The following is a 24,533-nucleotide window of genomic DNA, read 5'->3' on the forward strand; positions in this document are numbered from 1 at the left end:
CGTTGGAGTGGCCTCTGCCCGTTCATCCCGTTCCGCGGCACCACCCCGCTTCACACTTTTGGACTAGCCCCAACAACTCCAGTTCCGGCAGCAACGCTCTGACCCGCGACAATGGCACGCCGGAACCGACCGCGATGCGCTCGGCGCTCAGACCGCCCCGCGATGGCAACTCCTCGTGCACGCGCAGCATCACCCGATCGAGACCATCGGTGGACCGCGCGGGTTCATCCGATCGAGTAGTTGCGTCCACACCGATCCGTCCGGCATCGGCCATCACGTGCTCCGCCGAGCACACCGCGGTCGCCCCGGCCGTGCGCAACAGGTCGTGGCATCCGACCGACATCGCCGAGGTGACCGGTCCGGGCACCGCCATCAGCGGCCGACCGAGCGCACTCGTTGTCGCGGCGGTGTTTCTCGAACCGCTTCGACGGCCCGCCTCCACCACGACCGTGCCCCCGGCCAGCGCGGCGATCAACCGATTCCGCACCAGGAAACGATGTTTGGCCGGCCGCGTGCCCGGCGGGTACTCGCTGACCACCGCGCCCTGACCGATGATCCGGACCAGCAGGTCCGTGTGGCCCACCGGATAGGCCACATCGACGCCGCAGGCCAGCACCGCGATCGTGGCCCCACCGGCTCGCAGGGCTCCCCGGTGCGCACTGCCGTCGATCCCGTACGCCGCACCGGAAACGACCGTCACGGACCGCTGGGCGAGGTCATAGGCGATCTCCGCGGCGACCTGCTCGCCGTAACTGGTGGCAGCCCGGGCACCGACCACCGCCACCGCCTCGTCAACCAGTTCATCGAGCCTGGCCTCGCCACGCACCCACAACCCCAACGGCTCCGTCAGGCCCGGCACGTCCCGGGCGGCGGCGTTGGCCAGGGCCAGCAGCTGCCAGCCCGGCCATTCCCCGTCCTCGGGGATCACCAGCCGGGCCTGCCGGATCGCGGCCTGTTCCAGGTCCTTCGTGGCGAAGTCCAGGTGCCGGCGGGCCGCCGTCTCGTCGATGGCCGCCTTGCCGGCCCGGACCAGCTCGGCGGCCCGCACCGGCCCGAGGTCGGCCACCAGGGAGACCACCTCCGGCGCCGGTGGCTCGGCGACCCGGAGCAGGTAAGCCCGGGCCAACCGGACGTCGTCGATCATCACGCCGCCCTCCGGTCCCGGAACTCCAGGGCGGCCCCGACGTCGTCGCCGTCGGGACGGTCCTTCGCCGCCAGGTCGGCCAGCGTCCACGCGATGCGAAGGCACCGGTCGGCACCACGGGCACTGACGAAGCCGGTCTCCAGGCCCCGGTCGAGCAGCCGCATGGCCTTTGCCGGCAGCCGGAAGTGTCGCCGCAGCGCCGGGCCCGGCACCTCGGCGTTGGTCTGCCAGCCGTGCTCGGCCCATCGTTCTACGGCTCGCACGCGCGCCTTGGTGACCCGCTCCCGCACTGTTGTGGACCCTTCCGGCGGCCCGAGGTCGCTGTCGTCCATGGCGTGGATGGGGCGCATCCGCGTGCGGATGTCGATGCGATCCAGCAGCGGGCCGGAGAGCCGCGAGAAGTACCGTCGCCGCTCGTTGGGCGAGCACCGGCAGTCGACCTCCCGGATCGGCGCGCACGGGCACGGGTTTGTCGCCAGCACCAGCTGGAACCGGGCCGGATAGCGGGCGACGCCGTCCCGACGGGCGATCCGGACCTCGCCCTCCTCGGTGGCGGTGCGCAGCGCCTCCAACAGCGGAGCGCCGAATTCACAAGCCTCGTCAAGGAAGAGCACCCCTCGGTGGGCCATGCTGATCGCGCCGGGACGAGCCATGCCGACGCCGCCTCCGACGAGCGAGGTCAGGGACGCCGAGTGGTGCGGGGCGATGAACGGCGGCAGCGTCACCAGCGGGATGTCGGTGGACAGCGCGCCGGCTATGGAGTGGATGGCCGTCACTTCCAGCGCCTCGTCCGGCCTGAGCTGCGGCAACAGCCCCACGATGCGTTCGGCCAGCATGGTCTTGCCGGTGCCCGGCGGCCCGACGAGCAGCAGGTTGTGCGCCCCGGCCGCCGCGACCTCCAAGGCCCAGCGGGCCTCGGGCTGACCGACGACGTCGACAAGATCGAGCACCGCCGTCCTGGTCACCGGTTCCACCGGACTCGGTTCGACCAGATCGGACGGCTCGTCCTTCAGCCACGACAACACATCCGCGAGGCGGTAGGCGCCGAACGCCTGGATGCCCTCGACCAGCGCGGCCTCGGCCAATGACTCCCTGGGCACGACCGCACACTTCAGTCCGGCCCGTTTCGCGGCGAGCAGTCGTGGCAGCACGCCGCGCACCGGTCGGATTCGACCGTCCAGGGCCAGTTCGCCGATCATCACGGTGCCGACCAGCTTCGTCTGCGGCACGCTGCCGGCACCGGCGAGCACCGCGCAGGCCAGGCCGAGGTCGTAGCCGGAACCGCCCTTGGGCAGATCGGCCGGGGACAGCGCCAGCGTGACCTGGTCCGGCCATTCCAGTCCCGAGTTCCGGACCGCCGCCCGCACGCGGTCCTTGGACTCGTTCAGGGCGGTGTCGGGCAGGCCCAGCAGTTGGACTTTGGGTTTGCCGTGGCTGACGTCGGCCTCGATCTCCACCGGCACCCCGTCCACCCCGAGCAGCGCCACGGACCACGTGCGCGACAACGACATCAGAACGCTCCCCGGAGATGCTCGAGGCGCGCCGGCCCGTGGCCTGGCCAGAGAATGGAGATGATGTCGAAACGCGTGTCGCAGTAGCGAATGCGATGCGCCGCGCGCCATCGGTGGGTGACTCGGCGGATCCGGGTCGCCTTCACGTAGTCCACCGCTTCGGCCGGCTTGCCGAAGGCCGTGCCCGAGCGCGTCTTCACCTCGCACACCACCAGTCGGCCCCGGGCGTCCACGGCCACGATGTCCAGCTCCCCTTCGGGACATCGCCAGTTTCTGGACAGCACCACCAGGCCTTGGCCCTCCAGGAAGAAGGCGGCCAGGTCTTCGCCCTGCCGCCCCAGTTCGGTCGGGGTGAGGGCACTGCGTCGATCGCGGGTCATGCACTCGACACTGCTCCGAACGCCGCAGTCATCGCGACGCCATTCGGACATCTGTGGACAACTCGGAGTTGTCCACAGGACCCGGCCGAAGCGCCTACCCGCGCCGGAATTCTATGGTTGGGTGGGCGGGGGGCCGTGGCGTGACACAGCGAAAGGGGCCCCGCCCGTAGGCAGAGCCCCTTTCCACGCATCCGTCAGGTGGCGGGGCCGCCGCCGGCGCCGAAGGGGCCGTCCTCGGGCAGCCGCAGGTCGGGCTTGTCGAGCTCCTCGACGTTGACGTCCTTGAAGGTGATGACCCGGACGTTCTTCACGAACCGGGCAGGCCGGTACATGTCCCACACCCAGGCGTCGGACATCCGCACCTCGAAGTAGACCTCGCCCTCGGCGTTGCGCACCTGGACGTCGACGGCATTGGCCAGGTAGAACCGGCGCTCGGTCTCCACAACGTAGGAGAACTGACCGACGATGTCGCGGTACTCCTTGTAGAGCTGAAGCTCCATCTCGGTCTCGTACTTCTCGAGATCCTCCGCGCTCATCGGACCCGCGTCCCTCCTCGTCGTGAGCCAGGTACCCCGACCTCCGGGGACGCTCCATTCTGAACCACGCGGCGTGCCACCTCGTGCGGAGGGCACATGTTGTGCAGTCGACCGGCCGCGGCGACGTTCACGTACGACCAGCGGTGCTCGGCGGTCGGACCGTGCTCGTTCAGGGCGGCGGTGTGCTCAGCAGTGCAATAGCCCTTGTGCACGTCGAAGCCGTAACACGGCAGCTCCTCGTGCAATTCCGTCATGATCCGGTCCCTTGTCACCTTGGCCAGCACCGACGCGGCGGCCACGCAGGCGGCCACCTGGTCCCCCTTGATCACGGCCGTGCTGGGCGCGGTCAGCCCGGGCACCTTGAACCCGTCGACCAGAACATAACCCGGATGGGTGGTGAGCTGGGCCACGGCGCGTCGCATGCCCTCGATGTTGGCCACGTGCACGCCGATCCGGTCGACCTCGGCCGCCGGAATGACGATGACGGCGAAGTCGACGGCCCGGGCCAGCACGAGGTCGTACATCCGCGCCCGCGCGAGCTCGGTGAGCAGCTTGGAGTCGGTGAGTCCCTCGAGCTTGCGGGCATCGCCGGGCCGGAGCACGCAGGACGCGACGACGAGCGGGCCGGCGCAAGCACCACGGCCGGCCTCGTCCACGCCGGCCACGGGGCCTAAACCACGCCGGTCCAACGCCGACTGCAAAGCCCAGTTGCCCGTGCTGCCCCGGATCACCGCCCGCTGCGGCCTGAGCGCGTCGCCCGCGACTACCACCTCAGCGGTCGCCCCGGGCGAACAGTCCGAACAGCTTGCGCCGTATCCGCCGGCCGACCCACAGAGTCGGGAAGGCCGCGGCGAAAGCGACGCCGGCGGGCAGCCCCTCCTGCCAGGCGGGTGCGTGCAGCGCGGAGGCCTGGGCCTGCGGGTCGACGGTGGTCACGCCGCCCCACCGGCTCGGCGGCAGCACGACCACCCGGGCCTTTCCGATCACGTTGGCCACCGGCACGGCACCGGCCAGCAGGTCGCCGTGACCCTGCAACCGGGAGTCGTCGGAGTTGTTGCGGTTGTCGCCCATCACCCACAGCTTGCCGTCGGGCACCTTCACCGGCCCGAACGTCATCTGCGACGGCGGATAGTCGGGGCGCCAGTAGATGTACGGCTCGTTGAGCGGCTTGCCGTCGACCACGACCCGGTTGTTGTCGCAGCACTGCACGGTCTGGCCGCCGACCGCGATGACCCGCTTGATCAGGTCGTACTCGTTGGGCGGGTACAGCGAGATGGCCGACGCGAAGTTCTCGAAGCCCCTGATGATCGCGTTGCTCGACTGCTGGGCCTGGAACTCGCTCTTGTCCCAGTTGTCCGGCGCCTTGAACACGATCACGTCGCCCGGGTGCACGTCGGCGAAGTTGTAGGTCAGCTTGTCGACCAGCACCCGGTCGTCGGTGCAGCCGTCGCAGCCGATGAGCGTCATCTCCATCGACTCGGACGGGATGACGTAGACGCGCGCCAGGAACGTCTGGATCAGGATCGTCAGCACCAGGGCGGTGACGATCAGGATCGGCAGTTCCTTCCAGAACGACCGCTTCTTCTCGGGCCTGCGGCGACGGCGGGTGCGCGTCGTGGCGGCGCCCTCGAGAAGGCCCGGCTCGGCCTGCTCGGATTCGGAAGAAGTCGCGGTCGGTTCCTCCGGCTCCGGGTTGCTCTGCTGGTTCTGCGAGGGCACGACGTCGGTCACCGGGCCAGGTTACGCTAGCGCCGGTGGGGTCGAGGTACAGCTGGCCGTACGGTCCCCTACACGGGTAGTAGCGAATTCGCCCAATCCCGGCGACGCCACCACAGCAGCACCAGACCACCGGCGGCGACCTGCGGATCGTGGTCGGAGATGAAGCCGAAGCGCCCCGGCGGCAACACGATCAGCCGGGCCTTGCCGATCACGTCGGTGATCGCGATGGTGCCGTTCACCCCGCCGCCGCCCTGGAACCGGGAGTCGTTGGAGTTCTGCCGGCTGTCGCCCATCACGAACAGCCGCCCCGCCGGCACCTTCACCGGCGCGAAGTCGTCCATCTGCTGCTTGGCGCCCGGAATGAAGTAGATGTACGGCTCGTCCAGCGGCTTGCCGTCCACCAGCACCCGGTGCTGCGCGTCGCAGCACTGCACGGTCTGCCCGCCGACGGCGATGACCCGCTTGACGAAGTCCCGTTCGTCGACCTGGGCCAGCCCGATCAGCGAGCCCAGCCACTGCAAGCCCTGCACGACCGGGTTGTCGGAGTGCTCGGCGGTGAAGTCGTTGTGCGTCCAGGCTTCCGGGCCGCGGAACACCACGACGTCACCGGGCGACGGGTCGCGGAACCGGTAGACGACCTTGTCGACCAGCACCCGGTCGTCGGTGCAGCCGGCACAGCCGTGCAGCGTCTGCTCCATGGAGCCGGACGGGATGACGTAGACCTTGGCCAGGAAGGTCTGGATCAGGACGGTCAGCACGAGGGCGATCCCGATCAGGATCGCCGTCTCCTTGACAAAGGAGCCGGCGCGCTTACGGCCCTTGCCGCCATCCGAGGATGGCGGCAAGGGCCGTTCCGCGTCGTCGCGCTCGTCCCGGGCCTCGTCGGTGCTCACCGGGGCGATACGAGAGTTCGATCAGGAAGAAGCCTTGGCCGGGAGCGCGTCCCGCTTCTCCTTGATCTTGGCGGCCTTGCCGCGCAGGTCGCGCAGGTAGTACAGCTTGGCCCGGCGCACGTCACCGCGGGTCACGCGCTCGATCTCGGCGATGTTCGGGGAGTGCACCGGGAAGGTGCGCTCGACGCCGACGCCGAACGAGATCTTGCGCACGGTGAAGGTCTCGCGGATGCCGCCGTTCTGCCGGCGGATCACGACGCCCTGGAACACCTGGACGCGCTCGCGCGAACCCTCGATGACGCGGACGTGGACCTTCAGGGTGTCGCCCGGACGGAAGTCCGGGATGTCGGAACGCAGCGACTGAGCGTCCAGAGCGTCCAGGGTGTTCATCGGTGGTCCGTCCTCGTCCTTCGGGTGTCTTCGTACAACCCCCGCGAAACGCACGGACGAACTCCACTGCCGGGAATCCGGGTGCTGGTCCTGCCTGGGGGTCTGGCCCAACTGGCGCACTCCAGCCGTGTTGGCCGGGTGCAGCAACCTGTCCAGTGTGCCAGACGGGCCCGGCGGGCCCAAATCGGGGGTTGCGGGGTCGGGGGTCAGGCCTGGTCAGGACCGCGCAGGCGGTCCAGCAGGGCCCGGTCGTGCTTGTCGAGCTGGTCGTCGCCGAGCCGGTCGAGCAGCTCGGGACGGCGATGGAAGGTGCGTTCGAGGGCCTGGTCGCGCCGCCACCGGTCGATCAGCTTGTGGTTGCCCGAGCGCAGCACGCTCGGCACGGCAAGATCGCGCCACACCTCGGGCCGCGTGTAGCTGGGGCCCTCCAGCAGGCCGTCGGAGAACGAGTCCTGCTCGGCCGAGGCCGGATTGCCCAGCACACCAGGCAGCAGCCGGGCCACGGCCTCGACCATGACCAGCACCGCGACCTCGCCGCCGACCAGCACGTAGTCGCCGATGGAGACCTCGTCGACCTGCATCCGGCCGGCGGAGTCGTCGACGACCCGCTGGTCGATGCCCTCGTAGCGGCCGCAGGCGAAGGCCAGCCACGGCAGCGTGGCGTACTCGCGGGCCATCTCCTGCGTGAACGGCCGGCCCGCGGGCGTAGGCACGATCAGCCGGGGCAGCGTGCCATCGGCCTCGGGCGCACACACGGTGTCCAGCGCCTCGCCCCAGACCTGCGGCTTCATCACCATGCCGGGCCCGCCGCCGTAGGGACTGTCGTCCACGGCCTTGTGCACGTCATGGGTGTAGTCGCGCAGGTCGTGCACGTCGACGCTGATCAGCTTCTTGTCGATGGCCTTGCCGAGCAGCGCGGCCCGCAGCGGCTCGAGGTACTCCGGAAAGATGGTGAGCACGTCGATGCGCATCACGCGTCCAGCAGTCCCTCGGGCGGGTCGATGACCACGCGGCCGGCCGCTACGTCCACGGTCGGCACGATTTCTGTGACGAACGGCACCAGTGCCTCGCTGCCGTCGTCGCGGCGCACGGCCAGCAGATCGCTGGCCGCGGTGTGCAGCACCTCGGCGACCACGCCGACGCGAACGCCGTTGGTGTCCACCACCTCGAGCCCTTCCAGCTCGTGGTCGTAGAACTCCTCGGGATCCTCGGACGGCGTGATGTCGGCCGCGTCGACCAGCAGCAGCAGGCCGCGCATGGCCTCGGCCGCGTCCCGGCCGGCGACACCCTCGAACGTCACCAGCAGCCGTCCGGTATGAGGCCGGACGGCTGCGATGGTGATCGTTCCGGACTTGCCGTCACGCGCGCGGGTGCCCAGCGTGGACCCCGGCGCGAACCGCTCCTCGGGGGAGTCGGTGTGCACGTCCACGACGAGCTCGCCGCGGATGCCGTGCGGCTTGACGACCCGTCCGACCACACGAACGTCGGGACTGCTCAACGGTCGGTGTCCACCACGTCCACCCGCACGCCGCGACCGCCGATACCGGCCATCACGGTGCGCAGGGCAGTGGCGGTCCGGCCGCCCCGGCCGATCACCTTGCCGAGGTCGTCCGGGTGGACGTGCACCTCGAGGGTGCGACCGCGACGGGTGGTCAGCAGGTTGACGCGAACATCGTCGGGGTGATCGACAATGCCCCGGACGAGGTGCTCGAGCGCGTCCGCGAGCAAACTCACGCCTCGCCGCCCTCGGACTTCTCCTCAGCGGCGGCCTCGTCCTTGGACTCGGCCTTCTTGGCGGACGCCTTCTTCTTCGGCGTGGTGGCCTCGGTCGTCGGCTCCTCGCCGGCGGCGGCCAGCGCGGCGTTGAACAGCGCCTGCTTGTCCGGCTTCGGCTCGCGGTGCTTCAGCGTGCCCTCGGCGCCCGGCAGGCCCTTGAACTTCTGCCAGTCGCCGGTGATCTCCAGGATGCGCTGCACGGGCTCGGTCGGCTGCGCGCCGACGCTCAGCCAGTACTGCGCCCGCTCGGTGTCGACCTCGATGAAGCTGGGCTCCTGCAGCGGGTGGTACTTGCCGATCGTCTCGATCGCCTTACCGCTACGACGGGCACGCGAGTCGGCGATGATGATCCGGTACTGGGGCTGGCGGATCTTGCCGAGCCGCTGCAGCTTGATCTTGACGGCCACGGGTAGTGGTACTCCTCAGGCTCTCGTTGCTCCGGGTCGAGCACGGGGGACCGCGTGGGGACACGATCTTCGCGCTCAGGTTTCAGGACGCCACGGCACAGCGAGAGGGACCGGCAATGGCGGACAGCCGTCCATTCTGCCAGACGGGGACGTGCCGACACCAATCGGCCCCGCGAGGCCGCCGCCGGTGCCTGGACCGCGGCGGTTGCTCGATCGAGTCTGTTCATCGATCGAGCAACCGCAAGGGAAGGCACCGGCCTCATGGGCGGCCGAGCTCCGCGCGGGACGCGCGGCACGTCACTGCCTCACCGCCAGATACCGAGGGACATCAGCAGGATGCCGAGTGCCGGCACGAAGTTGTTGATCTGGTGGGCGACGATGCTGGCCGGCAGGCGGCCGGTGACCAGCCGGGCCCAGCCGATGGGGATGGCGATGACCAGCAGCAACGAGGTGCGCAGCGGCTCGAGGTGACTGACCGCGAAGATCGCCGTGCTGAGCACGAACGCGGCCCAGCGGCTCCACTGCAACCGCTCGATGGCCCCCCACAGCAGCCCGCGGAAGATCATCTCCTCGCAGGCCGGGCCGATCAGCCAGGTGTAGACGAACATCACCACGCCCAGCACCAGCGGCAGCGGCTGGGTGTCGGTCACCGAGGCCAGCGCCGACGACGGGTCGAGCTTGCCGATGGTCCGAGCCCAGATGACGGCGGCGATGGCGGTCAGCACCAGGCCGGCCGCGCCGAGCTTGAGGCCGGCCCGCACATCCGGCCAGCTCCACTGCAACCGCAGGTCGATCACGGGCCCGTTGCCGCGCAGCAGCGTGGCCAGCACGGCGACGCCGGCGGCCAGCATGGTCGGCAGGACCGTGACGACGACGATCACGATCGGCCGGGCCGGGCCCGCGAGGTCGTCCGGGCCGGCGGCCGCGGACAGGAACACCGCGGACAGGACGAGCACCACCTCGGCCAGCACGAAGGCGCCGAAGCCCCATCGGTGGGCCGGCGGTGAGTCGACCTGCGCTGTCGGTGGTGTCACCGGCCCTCCTCGGTCCGACGCCTGACGAATGTAGTCAGATCCCCACGATCGTGAAGATCCCTGGCAGCAAGTTGTTCGTGGCGTGGGCGACCATGCTCGCGCCGACCCGCCCGGTGACCAGCCGGGCGCCGCCGATGGCGATGCCCTGGGCGAACAGCGAGGCCAGCCGGGCCGGCTCCAGGTGGATGAAGGCGAAGACCAGCGCGGTGAGCACGAGAATGGTCAGCCGCGGCACGCCGTAGTGCTCCAGCGCGCCCCACAGAGCGCCGCGGACCAGCAGCTCCTCGGTGATCGGGGCGCCGATCACCAGGAACAGCGAGTACCCGACCAGCCAGCCGTCGAGATGGCTGCTGACCGGCGAGGTCGTCGGCGGGATCAGGTGTTGGAGCAGCAGCGAGACCAGCAGGCCGGCGATGAGCGACCCGATGCCCCAGCTCAGGCCGACCTGGAGGTCACGGCGGTTGGGCACGAACCCGAAGTCCTTGACCCCGCCGCGGCCGTACCGGCGGGAGAACCACCACGGCACCAGGCCGAGGAACAGGTTGGCGACGAACGGCACCACCAGCCGCACGCCGGAACGTGGGCCGTCGGGGGCCGGCAGGAAGCCGATGATCAGCAGCGAGACCAGGTAGTACAGGCCGAACCCGAGCAGGAACGCGGTCAGGCCCCAGGAGAGGTCGGCCGGCGGATCCTGTTGTCGCTGTTCGTCCACCGGCACTCCCCAGTCGCTAGCGAACCACCCGTCCACGCAGCATGATCATGGCCGGATCACGCAGCACCTGGAGATCATCTCGTGGGTCGTCGGCGAATACCAGCAGGTCAGCGGGTGATCCCTCGGTCAGTCCCGGCCAGCCCAGCCAGGATCGGGCGGCCCAGGAGCCGGCGGCGAGCGCCTGCTCGCGGCTCATCCCGGCCTCGTGCAGGGCAATCACCTCGTCGACGAGACGGCCGTGCTTGATGCCGCCGCCCGCGTCGGTGCCGGCGTAGACCGGCACGCCGGCCTCCACCGCGCTGCTCACGGTGTGTCGCACGCGGGCGTGCAGTTCACGCATGTGGGCGGCGTAGACCGGGTACTTCTCGGCACCGTCCGCGATGGCCGGGAACAGCTCGATGTTGATCAGGGTCGGCACCAGCGCGGTGCCGCGGGCGGCCATCTCGGCGATCGTGGCGTCGGTCAGGCCGGTGCCGTGCTCGATGCAGTCGATGCCGGCGTTGATCAGGCCCGGCAGTGCGTCCTCGCCGAACGTGTGCGCGGTGACCTTGGCCCCGGCCGCGTGGGCGACGTCAATGGCCTCCTTGAGCACCTCGTCCGGCCACAGCGGGGCCAGGTCGCCCAGGTCGCGGTCGATCCAGTCGCCGACCAGCTTGACCCAGCCGTCGCCGTACGCCGCCTGCTCGGCGACCGCGGCCGGCAGCAGCGACGGGTCCTCCAGCTCGACGCCGAGATGCCGGATGTAGCGCCGCGGCCGGGACAGGTGCCGGCCGGCCCGCACGATCCGGGGCAGGTCGAGCCGTTCCTGGAGCGGGCGGGTGTCGATCGGCACGCCGCAGTCGCGGATCAGCAGCGTGCCGTTGTCGCGGTCGAGCTCGGCCTGCTCGGCCGCCTCGTCCAGCGTGGTCCCGCCGTTCGGGCCGAGGCCGACGTGGCAGTGCGCGTCGACCATGCCGGGCAACAGAAATCCACCGTCCACGATGGTCTCCGCGCCCGGCACGAGCTTCGTGCGCACCCGCCCGTTCACGACCCAGAGGTCGCGTTCCTCGCCGTCCGGCAGGACGACGCCCCGTAGATGGAACCCGCTCACTGGTCCTTGCCGAACTTGAACTTCTTCGGGTCGAAGCCGGGCGGCAGCTGGTCGAGACCGGCCAGGCCGGGCGGCAGCTCCTGCAGGCCCGGGGGCATGTTGGACAGGTCGGGCATGCCGGCCGGGAACCCGCCGGGCAGCCCGGGGAAGCCGCCGCGCATCTTGGGCTGGGTCGGGCCGCGGTTGCCCTTGCCCTTCTTCCCCTTCTTGCCCTTGCGGCTGCCGCCGCCACCGCCGAAGCCCATCCGGCCGGCCATCTGCTTCATCATCTTGCGGGCCTCGAAGAAGCGGGTGACCAGGTCGTTCACCTCGCTCACGGACACGCCGGAGCCCTTGGAGATGCGTAGCCGCCGCGAGCCGTTGATCATCTTCGGGTCGGCCCGCTCGGCCGGCGTCATGCCGCGGATGATGGCCTGGAGCCGGTCCAGCTTCTTCTCGTCGAAGTTGGCCAGCTGGTCCTTCATCTGGCCGGCGCCGGGCAGCATGCCCAGCAGGTTGGCGATCGGGCCCATCTTGCGGACCGCCAGCATCTGCTCGAGGAAGTCCTCCAGCGTCAGCTCGCCGGTGCCCAGCTTGGCCGCGGTCTGCTGGGCCTTCTCCTGGTCGAAGTGCTGCTCGGCCTGCTCGATCAGGGTGAGCAGGTCGCCCATGCCGAGGATCCGGCTGGCCATCCGGTCCGGGTGGAAGACGTCGAAGTCGTCCAGCTTCTCGCCGTTGGAGGCGAACAGGATGGGCTGGCCGGTGACCTCGCGCACGGACAGCGCGGCACCGCCTCGGGCGTCGCCGTCGAGCTTGGTCAGCACGACACCGGTGAAGCCGACGCCGTCGCGGAAGGCCTCGGCGGTGGTCACCGCGTCCTGGCCGATCATCGCGTCGACCACGAACAGCACCTCGTCGGGCTGCACGGCAGCCTTGATGTCGGCGGCCTGCCGCATCAGCTCCTCGTCGATGCCGAGGCGGCCGGCGGTGTCGACGACGACCACGTCGTGCTGGGCCCGCTTGGCCTCGTCGAGGCCGGCCTTGGCCACCTGCACCGGGTTGCCGACGCCGTTGCCCGGCTCGGGGGCGAAGACCGGCACGCCGGCCCGCTCGCCGACCACCTGGAGCTGGGTGACCGCGTTGGGGCGCTGGAGGTCGCAGGCGACCAGCATCGGCGTGTGGCCCTGCTTGCGCAGCCACGCCGCCAGCTTGCCGGCCAGCGTCGTCTTGCCTGCGCCCTGGAGGCCGGCGAGCATGATCACCGTCGGCGGCGTCTTGGCCAGGTTCAGCCGGCGCGTCTCGCCGCCGAGGATGCCGATGAGCTCCTCGTTGACGATCTTGACGACCTGCTGGGCCGGGTTGAGCGCGCCGGAGACCTCCGCGCCCTTGGCCCGGTCCTTGACGCCCGCGATGAACGTGCGCACGACCGGCAGGGCGACGTCCGCCTCCAGCAGGGCGATCCGGATCTCCCGGCAGGTGGCGTCGATGTCCGCGTCGGAGAGGCGACCCTTGCCACGCAGGTTCGCCAGTACCGACGAGAGCCGGTCAGAAAGGGTGTCGAACACGGTCCGCACGACCTCGCAGCTAGACGGTGGTGTTGCGTCGAGGGTAGCCGGAGCGGTACCCACGAGTCTCATGAGCGCCACGATGCCGGCCGGACGGCTCAACCTCCGCACCCTCGAGTTCGCCGTCGAGGAGGTGCCGGTGCCGACGCCGGGGCGGGGCGAGGTGCTGGTGAAGGTCGAGGCCGCGGGCGTGTGCCTGTCCGACATCCACCTGATCGACGGCACCTTGCGGCTACCCGGCAACGACCTGGAGAAGGTCACCCTCGGGCACGAGGTCGCCGGCACGATCGCCGAACTGGGCGAAGGGGTGCGTGAGGACGTCTACCCCGTGGGGCAGCGGGTGCTGCTGCTGGCCGGCATGGCGTGCGGGCGGTGCGCCAACTGTGTGCGGCAGCGGCCCGGATGTCTCAACGGGCTGACGCGTGGCGTCCAGTTCGACGGCGGTTGGGCGCACTACACGCTGGCGCGAACCGCCACCGTCTACCCCATTCCCGACAGCCTGCCCTTCGAGCAGGCGGCGATCATCCCCGACGCCGTCTCCACCCCGTACGCCGCCATCACGCAGACCGCCGCCCTTCGCCCCGCGCAGTCCGCCGGCATCTGGGGCGTCGGCGGTCTCGGCGCTCACGGCGTGCAGATCCTGCGCTTCGCCGGCGCCGCCCCCATCATCGCCGTCGACCCTTTGCCGCACGCCCGTGACCGCGCCCTCAAGCTCGGGGCCGACGTCGCCCTCGACCCCATGGCCGCCGACTTCCGTGAGCAGGCCTTCGCCGCCACCGACGGCCTCGGCCTCGACTACGCCTTCGACTTCGCCGGCGTGCCCGCCGTGCGCGTCCAGGCCGACAGCGTCCTGGCCCGCAACGGCGCCGTCGTGCTCGTCGGCCTCTCCGGGCAGGCGCTGTCCCTCCCCGACGACACCGCCTTCAGCGCCGCCAGGCACCGCCTGCTCGGTCACTACGGCGGCCTGCCCGTGCACCTCGAGGAGCTCATCAAACTCGCCGCTCACCGCCGTCTGGACTTCTCCGGCTCGATCAGCGGCACCTTCCGCTTCGAGGACGCCGCCGAAGCCGTGCGCCAGCTGGCCGAGAAGGTCAACGACCCCATCCGCCTGGTGCTGACGCCCTGACGGGGTGTAGAGAAGCTGGCATGCCCAGAGGGGGATTCCGCGCTCTTGTCAGCGACGAGGAGTGGACCGCGCTGTTGGCGGCGGGCCACCCTCGTCCGTTCCCGCGAGGCAAAGAACTCGTACGGCAGGGTTTCTGCGGCGACTATCTGCTGGCCTTGACCCACGGCCGGGTGCAGGTGCTGCGGTCGGAGGCGGGCGGCGAGCAGAACCTGCTCGTGGCGTTGCGGGCCGGCGGAGACCTGATCGGTGAGATGGCCGCACACGGTGGCGGCGGCGTGCGCAGCGCGACCGTTGTCGCCCTTGACGACTGCCGGGCGCACACCGTGCCGGTCGAGGCGTTCGATCGGTTGCCGGCGGCGCGCAAGCTCACTGACTACGTGGTGCTGAAGCTCTCCGAGAGCGTGCCGTTCCGCGTGCAGCTGGTGCATTTCAAGCCGCAGCAGCGGATCGCCCGGCTGCTGGCCGAACTCGTCGCACTCGCCGGACCTGAGCTGGCACATCCGATGCTGATCCCGTTGTCGCAGGAGCAGATCGCGACCGCGCTCGGCGTCGCCCGCAGCTCGGTCAGCGCGTTCATCGCCGACCTGCGCCGGGACGGTGTGCTCGGTCCGGGTCCCCGCTTGACCGTCGCCGATCCCGAGCGCCTCCTGCACTACACGTCCGAACGAGTGTGATGCGCAGCACAGCGTAACTGTCCGTCGGCGGACAACGACGCCTTCTGGCGCGGACGAGGCTCGATGCCGACCCGCCAAGAAGGAGGATGCCGATGGCCCACAAGACTCTGCCGCCGTACCGAGCGATGCTCGTGGTGGACCTCAAGGACTTCAGCGGTGTGCCCGCCGCTGAGCAGGGAGCGGTCGGCGGTCGGATCCCCGACCTGCTGCACGACACGTTCCAGCGCATGGGCCACGGCTATCTGTGGACCGAGGCCAAGTTCCCCGACCACACCGGTGACGGGTACGCGATGGGTTTTCGCACCAAGCACCTGCCCATCCTGGTCGACAGCTTTTCCTCTACGTTGCAACAGGAACTCGCCGATCTCGGACGGCGAACCGGTGTCCCGCAGCGGATGCGGGTGAGTCTCAGCGTCGGTCCGCTGACCGACAACTCGGGCCCGCGGATCCGGGACGGCCAGGGGGCGGCCCGGATCGAGACCCACCGGCTGCTCGACTCCGAGCCCGTGCGCGACCTGCTCACCCGGTCCAATCCGCAGGTCACCCTGGTGGCCACGATCATCTCGGCCCGGGTGTACCAGGACGTTGTCGTCGGCGGGTACTCCGAACTGCGCGCTGACCACTTCGTCGCGGCCCCGGTCAAGGTGAAGTCCTACGAAGGCAACGCATACCTGCAGGTGCCGCTCCCGTCTGGCGATCTGCTGGCGAACGGGTTCGCGCCGGTGGAGCCGCCCCGAGCCGGCGACCCTGTGGCCGATTCCGGCGAGCATGCGTCGGTGCGGATGGGCAACGTCAGCGGCAACCGGGGCACCGTGATCGGCAGCAGTCGAGGGCCCGTGCAGACCGGCAACGGCGTGCAGGTCAACGACTCCACGATCCACGGCACCGTCATGCGTGACAAGAGGAGCGGGCGGAAATGACGTCGCCGTCCATCGATCACAACACGGGCACCGTGATCGGCAGCAGTGAGGGGGCCGTGCAGACGGGCAACGGCGCGCAGGTCACCAACAGCGAGTTCGACGAACTCTCCATGGACCGGGTGGCCGGCGACAAGTTCACCGCCGACACCATGCTGGTGCTGCAGATCGCCGGCCAGGAGACGAATCGCCGCGTACGGGCGATGCAGTGGTTCTCCGCACGCCGGCTCTCCTCGCTGTCGGCCTGCTTCGTCGAACCAGAGGGATTCAGCCAGGCGCAGACGGTTCTGGTCGAGAAGCGGGCCGTGCTGGTCGCCGGGCCCGCGGGCAGCGGCCGACTGACCGCGGCGGCGATGCTCCTGCACCGCGTTGGCAATGCGAGCCGGATCCGACAGGTCGACATCGACCTCGGCGACGAGGACCAGCCGGTGCTCGACACCGGTCAGGTGCAACCGGGCGAGTCACTGCTGCTCGATCTGTCCACACTAGACCTGCCGGACTTTCTGCGGGCCAGCCGCGAACTGGGCGCGGTGGTGGACCGGGTCGCCGAGGTCGGCGGGCTGGTGGCCGTGGTGCTGCCCGACTACGAGCGGCAGGTGCCCAGCTCGAATCTGCGCGGGCTCCGCGTGGAACTCCGGTTGACCTCCAGCCTGGCCCGCCAAGTCTTCGAGTACCACCTGAAGGCCCGCGGCGTGTCGCCCGGCGGCTCGAATCCGTTGCTGGCGGCGATGTTCGACCGCCCGCGAGCCGGTGAGCTGGCCGAACTGGCCGATCTGGTCACGGAGTCCGGAGGCATCACCGGCAGCTGGGACGAGGCGCTCGTGGTCGCGCTCGGCACGCTGTCCAACTGGTCGGCTGAGCTGACCGAGACGTTCGCCGCCCACCCCGACGCGGCCTGGCGCAGCCTGCTGCTGGCGGCGGCACTGCTGGCCGACTGTCCGCCGGACGCTGTCTTCGAGGCGGATCGGGAGCTGGTCCGGCTGCTTGACTTCCCGGATGTCGACGAGCATCCGTTCGCGCGTCCCGGGCTGACCGAGCGGCTGGCCGACGTCGGCGCCGAGATCGTGGATGAGCAGGTGCGGTTCTCCCGCCCGCGCTACGCGGACGCCGTGCTGACCCACGTGTGGCGGAACTTCCCCGGCTTGCGGCCGACGCTGGCCGGGTGGATCGAGCAGGTACCCCGGCTGGCCCGGACGAGCCTGGTCGATCACGATCGGACACTGCTGGCCGAGCGGTTCACCACGTTGTCACTGCGGCACGGCATGATCGGCGACCTGCTGCAGACCGCACGGCGTTGGGCGAGCGTCGGTGACAACAGGACCACTGCCCTCGCGGTGCAGGTGCTCGGCCGAGCCGTGCTGGATCCCATCCATGGCTGGCAGTTCCGCCGCCGGGTCTACGCCTGGGCGCGGGACAGCTCGGTGTCCCCGAGGTTGGCCGGCGTAGTCATCGCTGTGTGCGAGAGCGTGCTGGCGACGGCCCATCCGGAGGCCGCGATGATCCGGTTGCACCACCTGACCCGGCACCGCGACGAGACCGTCGGATCGGCGGCGGTCGAGGCGCTGCTGCGGCTGGTGGTGGGTCCGCAGTCGCACCGGTGGCTACTCGGTCGCGTCGTCGCTGGGTTGGCTGACGGGGTGCCTGGCCGTGACGTCGAATTGTTCGGACGCCTCGTCGATCCGGCGCGGTCGCACAGCCCGGAGGAATGGGACCTGATCAGGGTCGGCTGGCACGGGGCGTTGGCACGGCCGGAGAGCGTCCCATTGCTCACGGCCTGGCTGTCGACCGCGACCGAGGAACAACTGGATCTGCTGGTCGACGCCTGCGAACACCAGGTCCCGCTGCTCGGTCGCTTGCGGGCGGCCGCCGTGGCCTGGGTCGGTCAGGACCCGGCGTTCCGGCGCCGGATCGGCGAACTGCTCGACACGAAGATCGATTCTGCGATGGGTCTGACGCGCTCGGCGTCCGGCTGGAAGGAATGACCTCATGTTCCGTGAGTTCTTCGCCCGGGTGCGGGCCGAGGCCGAGGCCCAGCGCGTCTCGCGGGTTCGTGTCGACAACGTGCCGATGCGGAGCCTGACCGAGCCGTACAGCTTCGAGTTCTCCTGCACGATCGAGTACGTGCTGGCGCGTCGGGGGCAGCTCCACCGCGCACTACCCGAGGTCGCGAAACACGGGATCCTGCAACGGGTCGCCCGAGTGGCGCTGGGCACGCGCCTGACCGAGGCCGCCCTGCTGCAGACCCACCTGGCGGCGGAACTGGGCCTTGGCAGCCTTGAGCCGACCGGCGAGCTGCGCGTGTGGGCGACCGACGTCGTCGTCACCGCGGCGGAGGCCGATGTCCAGGCCGTCCATCAGCGGCACGAGCTCCAGCGCAAGATGCAGGTGTGGCAGTACGAGCGCGAGATCGAGCGTAAGGCGCGTGACTTCACCGCGGAGATGCTCGCCGAACCGAACCTGGCGGTCGCGTGGTGGTTGTCGCACAATCCGCAGCAGGTGACCCAGGCCCTTGGCATGGTCGAGCCGATCGCCCGGCTCAGCGCGATCATCCACGGCCGGCCGGCGACTGATGCCGTCGAGCTGACCACCGAGGACCAACTACTCGCCGCCACCGAGACGCTGTTCGCCGGTCTTGACGAGTGGAGCCGGGCGCTGCTCGGTGATCAGCTCGCCAAGACGTTGGCCGCGTTCGGGCAGGTCGGTCTGGCCGACCGGGTCCGCCAGCGGCTGGACACACCGGTGACCTGAGGTCCCGGTGTGTCCAGGCGGGCTACCCCTCGCGGCGGCCAGGACGGCGCGTTCGATGTCGCGGCGGCGGGTGGGGTCGAGGGGGTCGCCGTCCTGGGGGACGAGGCAGAAGGAGTCGACGACGGTGCCGCCGAGGGTGGCGACCTTGGCCCACCGCACGTCGAGCTTGGCGCCCTCCAAGGTGGCGGCGAGGCGGTGGAGGAGGCCGATGCGGTCGGCGGCGCGGAGTTCCATGACGATGGCGCCGGCGGCCTCGTCGTCGAACCAGAGGACGCGAGGGGGCGGGGCGTCGGTTGGGGGACCGCCGTAGTCCCGTTCCTTGGCGGAGAGGCGCTCGGACAGGTGGAGCTCGCCGGCGATGGCCCGGGTGAGCTGCTCACGGATGAGGCCGGGATCGGGGAAGGAACCGAAGCGGGGCGACACGGAGAAGACGTCTACGGCTACGTCGGAGTGGGAGCGCAGGGCGGCGGAGTGGACTTCGAGGGAGTTCAGGGCCAAGACGCCGGCGGCGCGGGAGAGAAGGCCGGGACGGTCGGGGGCGACGACGGTGACGACGGCGGTCTGCCCCTCCTCGGCGATGAGCACATCGGGCTTCCCGGACAGGGAAACCTTCTGCGCCAAGGACTGCTGGGAAGCGTCGAGGGGCTCGGGCCGCGGCGAAGGCTCGCCGGCCATGGCGGCGCGGCATCGGCGAACGAGGTCGGCGATGAGACCGGACTTCCAGTCGGTCCACACGCCGGGACCGGTGGCCAGGGAATCGGCCTCGGCCAAGGCGTGCAAGATCTCCAAGAGGGCCGGGTCGCCGCCGAGGGTCTCGACGACGCGGGTGACGGTGGCCTCGTCCTCGACGTCACGGCGAGTGGCGGTGTGCGGCAACAACAGGTGGTGCCGAACGGCGGCCGACAGCACCTGCACGTCGTTGGGCCACAACCCGAGGCGCTCGCCGATCTGGGTGGCCAGGGCGGCCCCGACCTCGGAGTGGTCGGCGTCCCGGCCCTTGCCGATGTCGTGCAGCAAAGCGGCCAGCAGCAACAGGTCCGGCCGGGAGACGGTGGTCGCGAGACGAGCGGCCTGGGCGGTGGCCTGCACGAGGTGCCGGTCGACGGTCCAGGTGTGCGCGAGGTCCCGCGGCGGCAGGTCGCGAACGGCGCCCCACTCGGGGAAAAGCCGGCCCCACAAGCCGGTCCGGTCGTACGCCTCGACGACGTCGATCAGACCGGGACCGGTGCCCAGCAGCCCCAACAGCTCTTCCCGGGCCTCCCGAGGCCACGGCTTGCGCAGCTCGGGCGAGGAATCGGCGAGACGGGTCAGAGTTCCCGGCGCGATGGGGGTGTTGGCCCTGGCGGCGGCGCCGGCGACGCGGAGCAGCAGCCCGGGGTCACGGCTGGGCACGGCATCCCGAGCCAGGGCAACCTCGTTGCCGTGCAGGACAACGCCGTCGTCCAACGGCCGCCTGGCCGGGCCACGCCGCAAAGCCGACCGCCCGAACGCGCCGATTCCCTTACGGGGAGCGGCAGCGCGAGCCGAGCGCAAAGCGACGTCCACGGCGTAGACGACGGTCCGCCCGGCCGAGGACAACGCCCGGGCAAGGCCGAAACGGTCCCCCATGGACAGTGCGGTGGCGACCTCGTCGCCCTCCTGCGCATGCAGCACGTCACGAGATTTTCCGCTGGCGCGCCGCAATTCCGTACGGACGTCGAGCAGCAACTCCCGCGCCTGCTCGACATCGGTCCCGGGCCGGTCGATGACCTGGGCGACGGCCAGGGCGTCCACGAGCTGGAGATCACGCAGCCCGCCGCGCCCGTGCTTGAGGTCGGGCTCGACCCGGTGCGCCACCTCGCCGGACGACGCCCAACGCCGCTTGGCCTGGTCGGCGAGCTCGTCGAGACGGTCCCTGATCCCGGCCCGCCACTGCTGCCGGGCGGAAGTGATCAGACGCTCGGCGACTTCTTGATCGCCGGCCAGGAATCTGGCCTCCAGCAAGCCAAGTGCCACCCGCAGGTCGCTGCCGGCTACGCGCAGCGCCTCGCCGACGGTCCGCACGGAATGGTCCAGCCCAACACCGGAGTTCCACAGCGGGTACCACAGTTTCTCGGCGACCGTGTCGATGTCCTTACGTCCATTGTGGACGAGAACGAGGTCGAGGTCCGAACCCGGCACGAAGTCCCTGCGCCCCAAGGCCCCTACGGCCACCAGGGCGGCCCCGCTGCCCACGCCGGCGGTGCCGGCGTGGGCAGTGAGCCAGAACTCGTGCAGGTCGACCAGCGCTTCTCGCAGCGCTTCCGCCGGCAGTCGCCGGTGACCCGGTGCGGGCTTGAGCAGGAGATCCCTTGCCCGCACCAGGTCATCGGCGGTGACAGCCCCCAGATCCGTCATGCCAGGCCTTTCACAGAGCGTCGTTGCCGCGTTCCCCGGTCCGCACCCTGACCACGGTCTCCACCGGCACGACCCAGACCTTGCCGTCGCCGATCTTGCCGGTGCGGGCCGCCTCGACGACGGCGTCCACCACCTTGTCCGCGCTCACGTCGTCGACCAGCACCTCGACCCGCAGCTTGGGCACGAAGTCGACGGCGTACTCGGCGCCGCGGTAGACCTCGGTGTGGCCCTTCTGCCGGCCGAAGCCCTGCACCTCGCTGACCGTCATGCCCAGCACGCCCAGCCGTTCCAGCGACGCCTTCACGTCGTCCAGCACGAACGGCTTGATGATCGCCGTCACCAGCTTCATGACTTGCTTCCCTCCAGTACCGTGCTGACGCCCGACACCTTGCCCGCGATCCGGCCGCCGCCGGAGATGCCGCCGAACTCGTAGGCGGTCTCCGCGTGCTCGCTCTCGTCGATGCCGGTGACCTCGGCCTCGGCGTCGACCCGGAACCCGATCGTCTTCTTGATGACCCAGCCGATGATGAAGGTGAGCACGAACGAGTAGGCCAGCACCGAGAACGCGCCGATGGCCTGCTTGCCCAACTGGGTGAAGCCGCCGCCGTAGAACAGGCCGTCGGCCCCGGCGGAGTTGACGCTGGTGGTGCCGAAGAAGCCGATGAGCAGGGTGCCGACGATGCCGCCGACCAGGTGCACGCCGACCACGTCGAGGGAGTCGTCGAAGCCGAGGCGGAACTTCAGGCCGACGGCCAGCGCGCAGACCACGCCGGCGATCAGGCCGATCGCCGCCGCGCCGAGGGGATTGACGAAGGCACAGGCGGGAGTGATGGCGACGAGACCGGCGACCGCGCCGGAAGCCGCGCCCAGGGTGGTGGGCTTGCCGTCACGGACCTGTTCGGTGATCAGCCAGCCGAGGACGGCGGCGGCGGTGGCCACGGTGGTCGTGGTGAAGGCGACGGACGCGAGGTCGCTGGCGCCGAGCGCGGAGCCGGCGTTGAAGCCGTACCACCCGAACCACAGCAGGCTGGCGCCCAGCAGCACGAACGGCACGTTGTGCGGACGCATCGGCTCCTTGGGCCAGCCCTTGCGGCGACCCAACAGGATGGCCAGCGCCAGGCCCGCGGCACCCGCGTTGATATGGACCGCGGTACCACCGGCGAAGTCGAGTGCCTTGATCCGGTTGGCCAGCCAGCCGCCCAGGACCGAGCCGTCCGACGAGTCGAAGGCGAACACCCAGTGCGCCACCGGGAAGTAGACGATGGTGACCCAGACCGCCAGGAAGATCACCCAGGACCAGAACTTGGTCCGGTCGGCGATCGCGCCGGAGATCAGGGCCGGGGTGATGACCGCGAACATCAGCTGGAACATGACGAACGCCAGCACCGGGATCTGATGGTCCTTCGGCCCGGTCAGCTGCCCGACGGTGCCCGCGAGCCCCGCGTTGTCGAAGTTGCCGAACAGGCCCGAGAACGCGTCGTTGCCGAAGGCCTCGCTGTAGCCGTAGAGCATCCACAGCACGGTGACCACGGCCAGCGCGATGAAGTTCAGCATGAGCATGTTCAGCACGCTCTTGGAGCGGACCATGCCGCCGTAGAAGAACGCGAGTCCCGGTGTCATCAGCATGACCAGCGCTGCGCTGGCCAACACCCAGGCGGTGTCTCCTGTGTTCACATCGTCCTCCCGTGCGGGCGCCAGTTGCACGGAAGCTTCACCAGCGGCTGTTTCACGGGCCTTCGCGTCATGTTTCGCGGGCGTGAACTGTCGGCGGTGCGGTGTTAACAGGGCATTTCCGCCGGCCTACCCGTCCGGTTTCGGTGACGTTCCGTCAGCGTCCGGGCAGCTGTGCGTCGCCCAACTCAGGCACTGACCGCCTCGGACGGGGCACCCCGTACCGCACGGTGGCGACGGGTGATCATCGTGACCAGGCCCAGCACGAGCAGGTTGGCCAGCAGCGCGACCACGCCGGTGTTCAGGTCCTTGAGCGGCTGCGGCAGCCACGGGGCCAGGCCGGTCAGCGTCGCCCCGCTGATGGTGAACGCGGCGACCACGGCCACCCCGACCACGATGCCGGCGGCCGCGCCGGCGGTGTTGACCAGCCGTCGGCGGCACAGGCTGAGGACCATCGCCGGGAACAGCTGCGTGACCAGCGAGTAGCCCATCAGCAGCAGGGAGACGATGGTGTCGCCGCCGTTGAACGTGAAGTACAGGGCGACCAGCGCGACCACCGGCACCAGGATCTTGGCCAGCACCGCGGTCTGCCGGTCGGTGGTGGCCGGCCGGGCCACCCGGTAGATGTTCTTGGCCAGCATGGTCGCCGCGGTCATCAGGATCAGCGAGCCCGGCACCAGCGCCGTCAGCACGCCGGCGCCACCGACCACGCCCACGAACCACGGGTCGAAGGTCTTGGCCGTGATACGCAGCAGCGACAGGTCGCCGTCGCTGCCCTTCAGCCCCGGCACCACCAGCACGGCGGCGAAACCGGCGAAGAACACGAACAGCAGGATCAGCTGGTACAGCGGCAACACGACGGCGTTGCGACGGAAAACGCGCTCGTCACGGGCGGTGTAGACGGCGCCGAACGAGTGCGGCCACATGTAGAAGCCGAACGCCGACAGCAGCACCGTGGACACGAACCAGCTGGGGCTCATGCCCTTGGACGGCAACGTGAGGAAGCCGGGCTTGGCCGCGTCGATGGCGTGGAACATCGCCCCGAAGCCGCCGAAGTAGTGCAGCGGCAGGTAGATGCCGAGGAACACGACGACCACCAGGATCAGCACGTCCTTGAGCGCCGCGGTCCATGCCGAGCCGCGCACGCCGGAGATCGTCACGTACGCGGCCAGCACCACGGTGCCGGCGATGATCGCCGCCGCGTACGGGATCCGGCCGCCGGAGGTCTCGGAGACGATGATGCCAAGGCCCTTGAGCTGGAGCACCAGGTACGGCACGAGCGCCACGACGCCGACCAGCGACACCAGCACGCCGAGGCCGGGGCTGTCGAACTTGGCCGTGAAGAAGTCGGCCTGGGACAGCAGGCCCTTGCGCTTGGCGTAGCGCCACAGCGTGGGCAGCAGCCAGTACGACATGACGAACGCGATGGAGCCGTAGCACAGGATGTAGAAGGCCGGGCCGCCCTTGCCGTAGGCCCAGCCGGACCCGCCGAGGAAGGTGAAGGTCGTGTAGATCTCGCCGGCCATCAGCAGGAACACGAAGACCGAGCCGAAGCCCCGCCCGCCGACCGACCACTGCTCCAGGTCCATGTCACGGCCGCGGCGGGCCTGTAGCGCCAACGCCACCGCGACCAGCACGGTGGCCACGACCACCAGCAGCGCGGTCACTCGCCGCTCCGGTTGGCCGGGTCGAGCTTGTAGATCACGGCCAGCACGACCGAGGTCAGCACGACCCAGGCCAGCATCCAGAACAGGATGAACGGCAGGCCGAGCACGTACGGCTCGGTCCGGTCGGCGAACCAGGCGCCGCCGAGCATTCCCAGCACCGGCAGCACGCCCAGCAGGTGGCGTGGTCGCATTGAGCCTCCCCGCAGCCCGGCAATTCC

25 protein-coding genes are annotated in these 24,533 nt (G+C 70.1%); 4 read left to right on the forward strand and 21 right to left on the reverse strand.

All coding sequences use genetic code 11. The features are described 5' to 3' along the window. Nucleotides 1-22 precede the first annotated feature (22 nt). The 16 genes from dprA to ffh form a co-directional block, all read right to left on the reverse strand. A complete protein-coding gene (gene dprA, locus M3Q35_RS26260) occupies nt 23-1,144 on the reverse strand; it encodes a DNA-processing protein DprA (protein ID WP_379794227.1) in 1,122 nt (373 codons plus the stop codon). Then, nucleotides 1,144-2,655: a YifB family Mg chelatase-like AAA ATPase gene (locus M3Q35_RS26265; RefSeq protein WP_273935191.1), complete on the reverse strand. Its 1,512-nt coding sequence runs from the start codon at nt 2,653-2,655 to the stop codon at nt 1,144-1,146. The genes dprA and M3Q35_RS26265 overlap by 1 nt, the downstream gene beginning before the upstream one ends. Then, nucleotides 2,655-3,035: a YraN family protein gene (locus M3Q35_RS26270; RefSeq protein ID WP_273935192.1), complete on the reverse strand. Its 381-nt coding sequence runs from the start codon at nt 3,033-3,035 to the stop codon at nt 2,655-2,657. Before M3Q35_RS26270 ends, M3Q35_RS26265 begins: the two co-directional genes overlap by 1 nt. Before the next feature lie 194 nt (nt 3,036-3,229). After that, nucleotides 3,230-3,571 carry a DUF2469 domain-containing protein gene (locus M3Q35_RS26275; RefSeq protein ID WP_043722832.1) on the reverse strand — a complete coding sequence of 114 codons (342 nt, stop codon included), beginning with the start codon at nt 3,569-3,571 and terminating at the stop codon, nt 3,230-3,232. Then, nucleotides 3,568-4,302 (reverse strand): ribonuclease HII, encoded by a 735-nt coding sequence (locus tag M3Q35_RS26280; protein WP_273944471.1) that lies wholly within the window; start codon nt 4,300-4,302, stop codon nt 3,568-3,570. The genes M3Q35_RS26275 and M3Q35_RS26280 overlap by 4 nt, the downstream gene beginning before the upstream one ends. 40 nt (nt 4,303-4,342) lie before the next feature. After that, on the reverse strand, nt 4,343-5,302 hold the full coding sequence (lepB, locus tag M3Q35_RS26285; protein WP_273935193.1) for a signal peptidase I: 960 nt from the start codon (nt 5,300-5,302) through the stop codon (nt 4,343-4,345). 56 nt (nt 5,303-5,358) lie between these two features. Beyond that, the gene (gene lepB, locus M3Q35_RS26290) at nt 5,359-6,192 is read right to left on the reverse strand and encodes a signal peptidase I (RefSeq protein ID WP_273944472.1); all 834 of its coding nucleotides are present in this window, start codon (nt 6,190-6,192) and stop codon (nt 5,359-5,361) included. Nucleotides 6,193-6,204: 12 nt separating this feature from the next. Then, complete coding sequence (gene rplS, locus M3Q35_RS26295) at nt 6,205-6,573, reverse strand: 50S ribosomal protein L19 (protein ID WP_273935194.1); 369 nt, start codon at nt 6,571-6,573, stop codon at nt 6,205-6,207. A 206-nt stretch (nt 6,574-6,779) separates the two neighbouring features. Continuing rightward, nucleotides 6,780-7,544 carry a tRNA (guanosine(37)-N1)-methyltransferase TrmD gene (gene trmD, locus M3Q35_RS26300; protein ID WP_273935195.1) on the reverse strand — a complete coding sequence of 255 codons (765 nt, stop codon included), beginning with the start codon at nt 7,542-7,544 and terminating at the stop codon, nt 6,780-6,782. Further along, nucleotides 7,544-8,071, reverse strand: a complete 528-nt coding sequence (gene rimM, locus M3Q35_RS26305) for a ribosome maturation factor RimM (protein ID WP_273935196.1) — start codon at nt 8,069-8,071, stop codon at nt 7,544-7,546. The genes trmD and rimM overlap by 1 nt, the downstream gene beginning before the upstream one ends. Beyond that, the gene (locus M3Q35_RS26310; RefSeq protein ID WP_043722819.1) at nt 8,068-8,307 is read right to left on the reverse strand and encodes an RNA-binding protein; all 240 of its coding nucleotides are present in this window, start codon (nt 8,305-8,307) and stop codon (nt 8,068-8,070) included. Before M3Q35_RS26310 ends, rimM begins: the two co-directional genes overlap by 4 nt. Then, complete coding sequence (gene rpsP, locus M3Q35_RS26315) at nt 8,304-8,756, reverse strand: 30S ribosomal protein S16 (protein WP_273935198.1); 453 nt, start codon at nt 8,754-8,756, stop codon at nt 8,304-8,306. The genes M3Q35_RS26310 and rpsP overlap by 4 nt, the downstream gene beginning before the upstream one ends. A gap of 305 nt (nt 8,757-9,061) precedes the next feature. Further along, on the reverse strand, nt 9,062-9,790 hold the full coding sequence (locus tag M3Q35_RS26320) for a CPBP family intramembrane glutamic endopeptidase (RefSeq protein ID WP_273935199.1): 729 nt from the start codon (nt 9,788-9,790) through the stop codon (nt 9,062-9,064). A 34-nt stretch (nt 9,791-9,824) separates the two neighbouring features. Continuing rightward, nucleotides 9,825-10,502, reverse strand: coding sequence for a CPBP family intramembrane glutamic endopeptidase (locus M3Q35_RS26325; protein ID WP_273935200.1), 678 nt, complete (start codon nt 10,500-10,502; stop codon nt 9,825-9,827). 16 nt (nt 10,503-10,518) lie between these two features. Next, nucleotides 10,519-11,592, reverse strand: coding sequence for an amidohydrolase family protein (locus M3Q35_RS26330; RefSeq protein ID WP_273935201.1), 1,074 nt, complete (start codon nt 11,590-11,592; stop codon nt 10,519-10,521). Further along, complete coding sequence (gene ffh / locus M3Q35_RS26335) at nt 11,589-13,136, reverse strand: signal recognition particle protein (RefSeq protein WP_273944473.1); 1,548 nt, start codon at nt 13,134-13,136, stop codon at nt 11,589-11,591. Before ffh ends, M3Q35_RS26330 begins: the two co-directional genes overlap by 4 nt. A gap of 70 nt (nt 13,137-13,206) precedes the next feature. Between ffh and M3Q35_RS26340 the strand changes: the two genes are divergently transcribed. The 4 genes from M3Q35_RS26340 (at nt 13,207) to M3Q35_RS26355 (ending at nt 17,835) form a co-directional block, all read left to right on the forward strand. Then, nucleotides 13,207-14,262, forward strand: a complete 1,056-nt coding sequence (locus tag M3Q35_RS26340; protein WP_273935202.1) for a zinc-binding dehydrogenase — start codon at nt 13,207-13,209, stop codon at nt 14,260-14,262. Between the two features lie 20 nt (nt 14,263-14,282). Beyond that, the gene (locus tag M3Q35_RS26345; RefSeq protein WP_273935203.1) at nt 14,283-14,936 is read left to right on the forward strand and encodes a Crp/Fnr family transcriptional regulator; all 654 of its coding nucleotides are present in this window, start codon (nt 14,283-14,285) and stop codon (nt 14,934-14,936) included. 92 nt (nt 14,937-15,028) lie between these two features. Then, nucleotides 15,029-15,856, forward strand: a complete 828-nt coding sequence (locus tag M3Q35_RS26350; protein ID WP_273935204.1) for a hypothetical protein — start codon at nt 15,029-15,031, stop codon at nt 15,854-15,856. Continuing rightward, nucleotides 15,853-17,835 (forward strand): hypothetical protein, encoded by a 1,983-nt coding sequence (locus tag M3Q35_RS26355; RefSeq protein WP_273935205.1) that lies wholly within the window; start codon nt 15,853-15,855, stop codon nt 17,833-17,835. Before M3Q35_RS26350 ends, M3Q35_RS26355 begins: the two co-directional genes overlap by 4 nt. 616 nt (nt 17,836-18,451) lie before the next feature. Here M3Q35_RS26355 and M3Q35_RS26360 read toward each other — a convergent pair. From M3Q35_RS26360 to M3Q35_RS26380, 5 genes are all read right to left on the reverse strand, one after another. Then, nucleotides 18,452-20,977: a [protein-PII] uridylyltransferase gene (locus tag M3Q35_RS26360; protein ID WP_273935206.1), complete on the reverse strand. Its 2,526-nt coding sequence runs from the start codon at nt 20,975-20,977 to the stop codon at nt 18,452-18,454. A gap of 10 nt (nt 20,978-20,987) precedes the next feature. Then, on the reverse strand, nt 20,988-21,326 hold the full coding sequence (locus M3Q35_RS26365) for a P-II family nitrogen regulator (protein ID WP_273935207.1): 339 nt from the start codon (nt 21,324-21,326) through the stop codon (nt 20,988-20,990). Then, nucleotides 21,323-22,651, reverse strand: a complete 1,329-nt coding sequence (locus M3Q35_RS26370) for an ammonium transporter (RefSeq protein WP_273935208.1) — start codon at nt 22,649-22,651, stop codon at nt 21,323-21,325. Before M3Q35_RS26370 ends, M3Q35_RS26365 begins: the two co-directional genes overlap by 4 nt. Before the next feature lie 185 nt (nt 22,652-22,836). Continuing rightward, nucleotides 22,837-24,315: a sodium:solute symporter family protein gene (locus M3Q35_RS26375; RefSeq protein WP_273935209.1), complete on the reverse strand. Its 1,479-nt coding sequence runs from the start codon at nt 24,313-24,315 to the stop codon at nt 22,837-22,839. Then, nucleotides 24,312-24,506 carry a DUF3311 domain-containing protein gene (locus M3Q35_RS26380; RefSeq protein ID WP_273935210.1) on the reverse strand — a complete coding sequence of 65 codons (195 nt, stop codon included), beginning with the start codon at nt 24,504-24,506 and terminating at the stop codon, nt 24,312-24,314. Before M3Q35_RS26380 ends, M3Q35_RS26375 begins: the two co-directional genes overlap by 4 nt. Nucleotides 24,507-24,533: the final 27 nt, after the last annotated feature.

This window comes from Kutzneria chonburiensis, from assembly GCF_028622115.1.
In the GTDB taxonomy this organism is placed as follows: Bacteria; Actinomycetota; Actinomycetes; order Mycobacteriales; family Pseudonocardiaceae; genus Kutzneria; species Kutzneria chonburiensis.

Excerpts from the sequence above, each read along its gene's own strand:
- M3Q35_RS26340 (WP_273935202.1), top strand. The coding sequence starts at position 13,207 with ATGAGCGCCACGATGCCGGCCGGACGGCTCAACCTCCGCACCCTCGAG.
- M3Q35_RS26365 (WP_273935207.1), bottom strand. The coding sequence starts at position 21,326 with ATGAAGCTGGTGACGGCGATCATCAAGCCGTTCGTGCTGGACGACGTG.
- M3Q35_RS26380 (WP_273935210.1), bottom strand. The coding sequence starts at position 24,506 with ATGCGACCACGCCACCTGCTGGGCGTGCTGCCGGTGCTGGGAATGCTC.
- M3Q35_RS26345 (WP_273935203.1), top strand. The coding sequence starts at position 14,283 with ATGCCCAGAGGGGGATTCCGCGCTCTTGTCAGCGACGAGGAGTGGACC.
- rplS (WP_273935194.1), bottom strand. The coding sequence starts at position 6,573 with ATGAACACCCTGGACGCTCTGGACGCTCAGTCGCTGCGTTCCGACATC.
- M3Q35_RS26275 (WP_043722832.1), bottom strand. The coding sequence starts at position 3,571 with ATGAGCGCGGAGGATCTCGAGAAGTACGAGACCGAGATGGAGCTTCAG.
- trmD (WP_273935195.1), bottom strand. The coding sequence starts at position 7,544 with ATGCGCATCGACGTGCTCACCATCTTTCCGGAGTACCTCGAGCCGCTG.
- M3Q35_RS26350 (WP_273935204.1), top strand. The coding sequence starts at position 15,029 with ATGGCCCACAAGACTCTGCCGCCGTACCGAGCGATGCTCGTGGTGGAC.
- M3Q35_RS26360 (WP_273935206.1), bottom strand. The coding sequence starts at position 20,977 with ATGACGGATCTGGGGGCTGTCACCGCCGATGACCTGGTGCGGGCAAGG.
- M3Q35_RS26355 (WP_273935205.1), top strand. The coding sequence starts at position 15,853 with ATGACGTCGCCGTCCATCGATCACAACACGGGCACCGTGATCGGCAGC.
- M3Q35_RS26270 (WP_273935192.1), bottom strand. The coding sequence starts at position 3,035 with ATGACCCGCGATCGACGCAGTGCCCTCACCCCGACCGAACTGGGGCGG.
- M3Q35_RS26265 (WP_273935191.1), bottom strand. The coding sequence starts at position 2,655 with ATGTCGTTGTCGCGCACGTGGTCCGTGGCGCTGCTCGGGGTGGACGGG.
- dprA (WP_379794227.1), bottom strand. The coding sequence starts at position 1,144 with ATGATCGACGACGTCCGGTTGGCCCGGGCTTACCTGCTCCGGGTCGCC.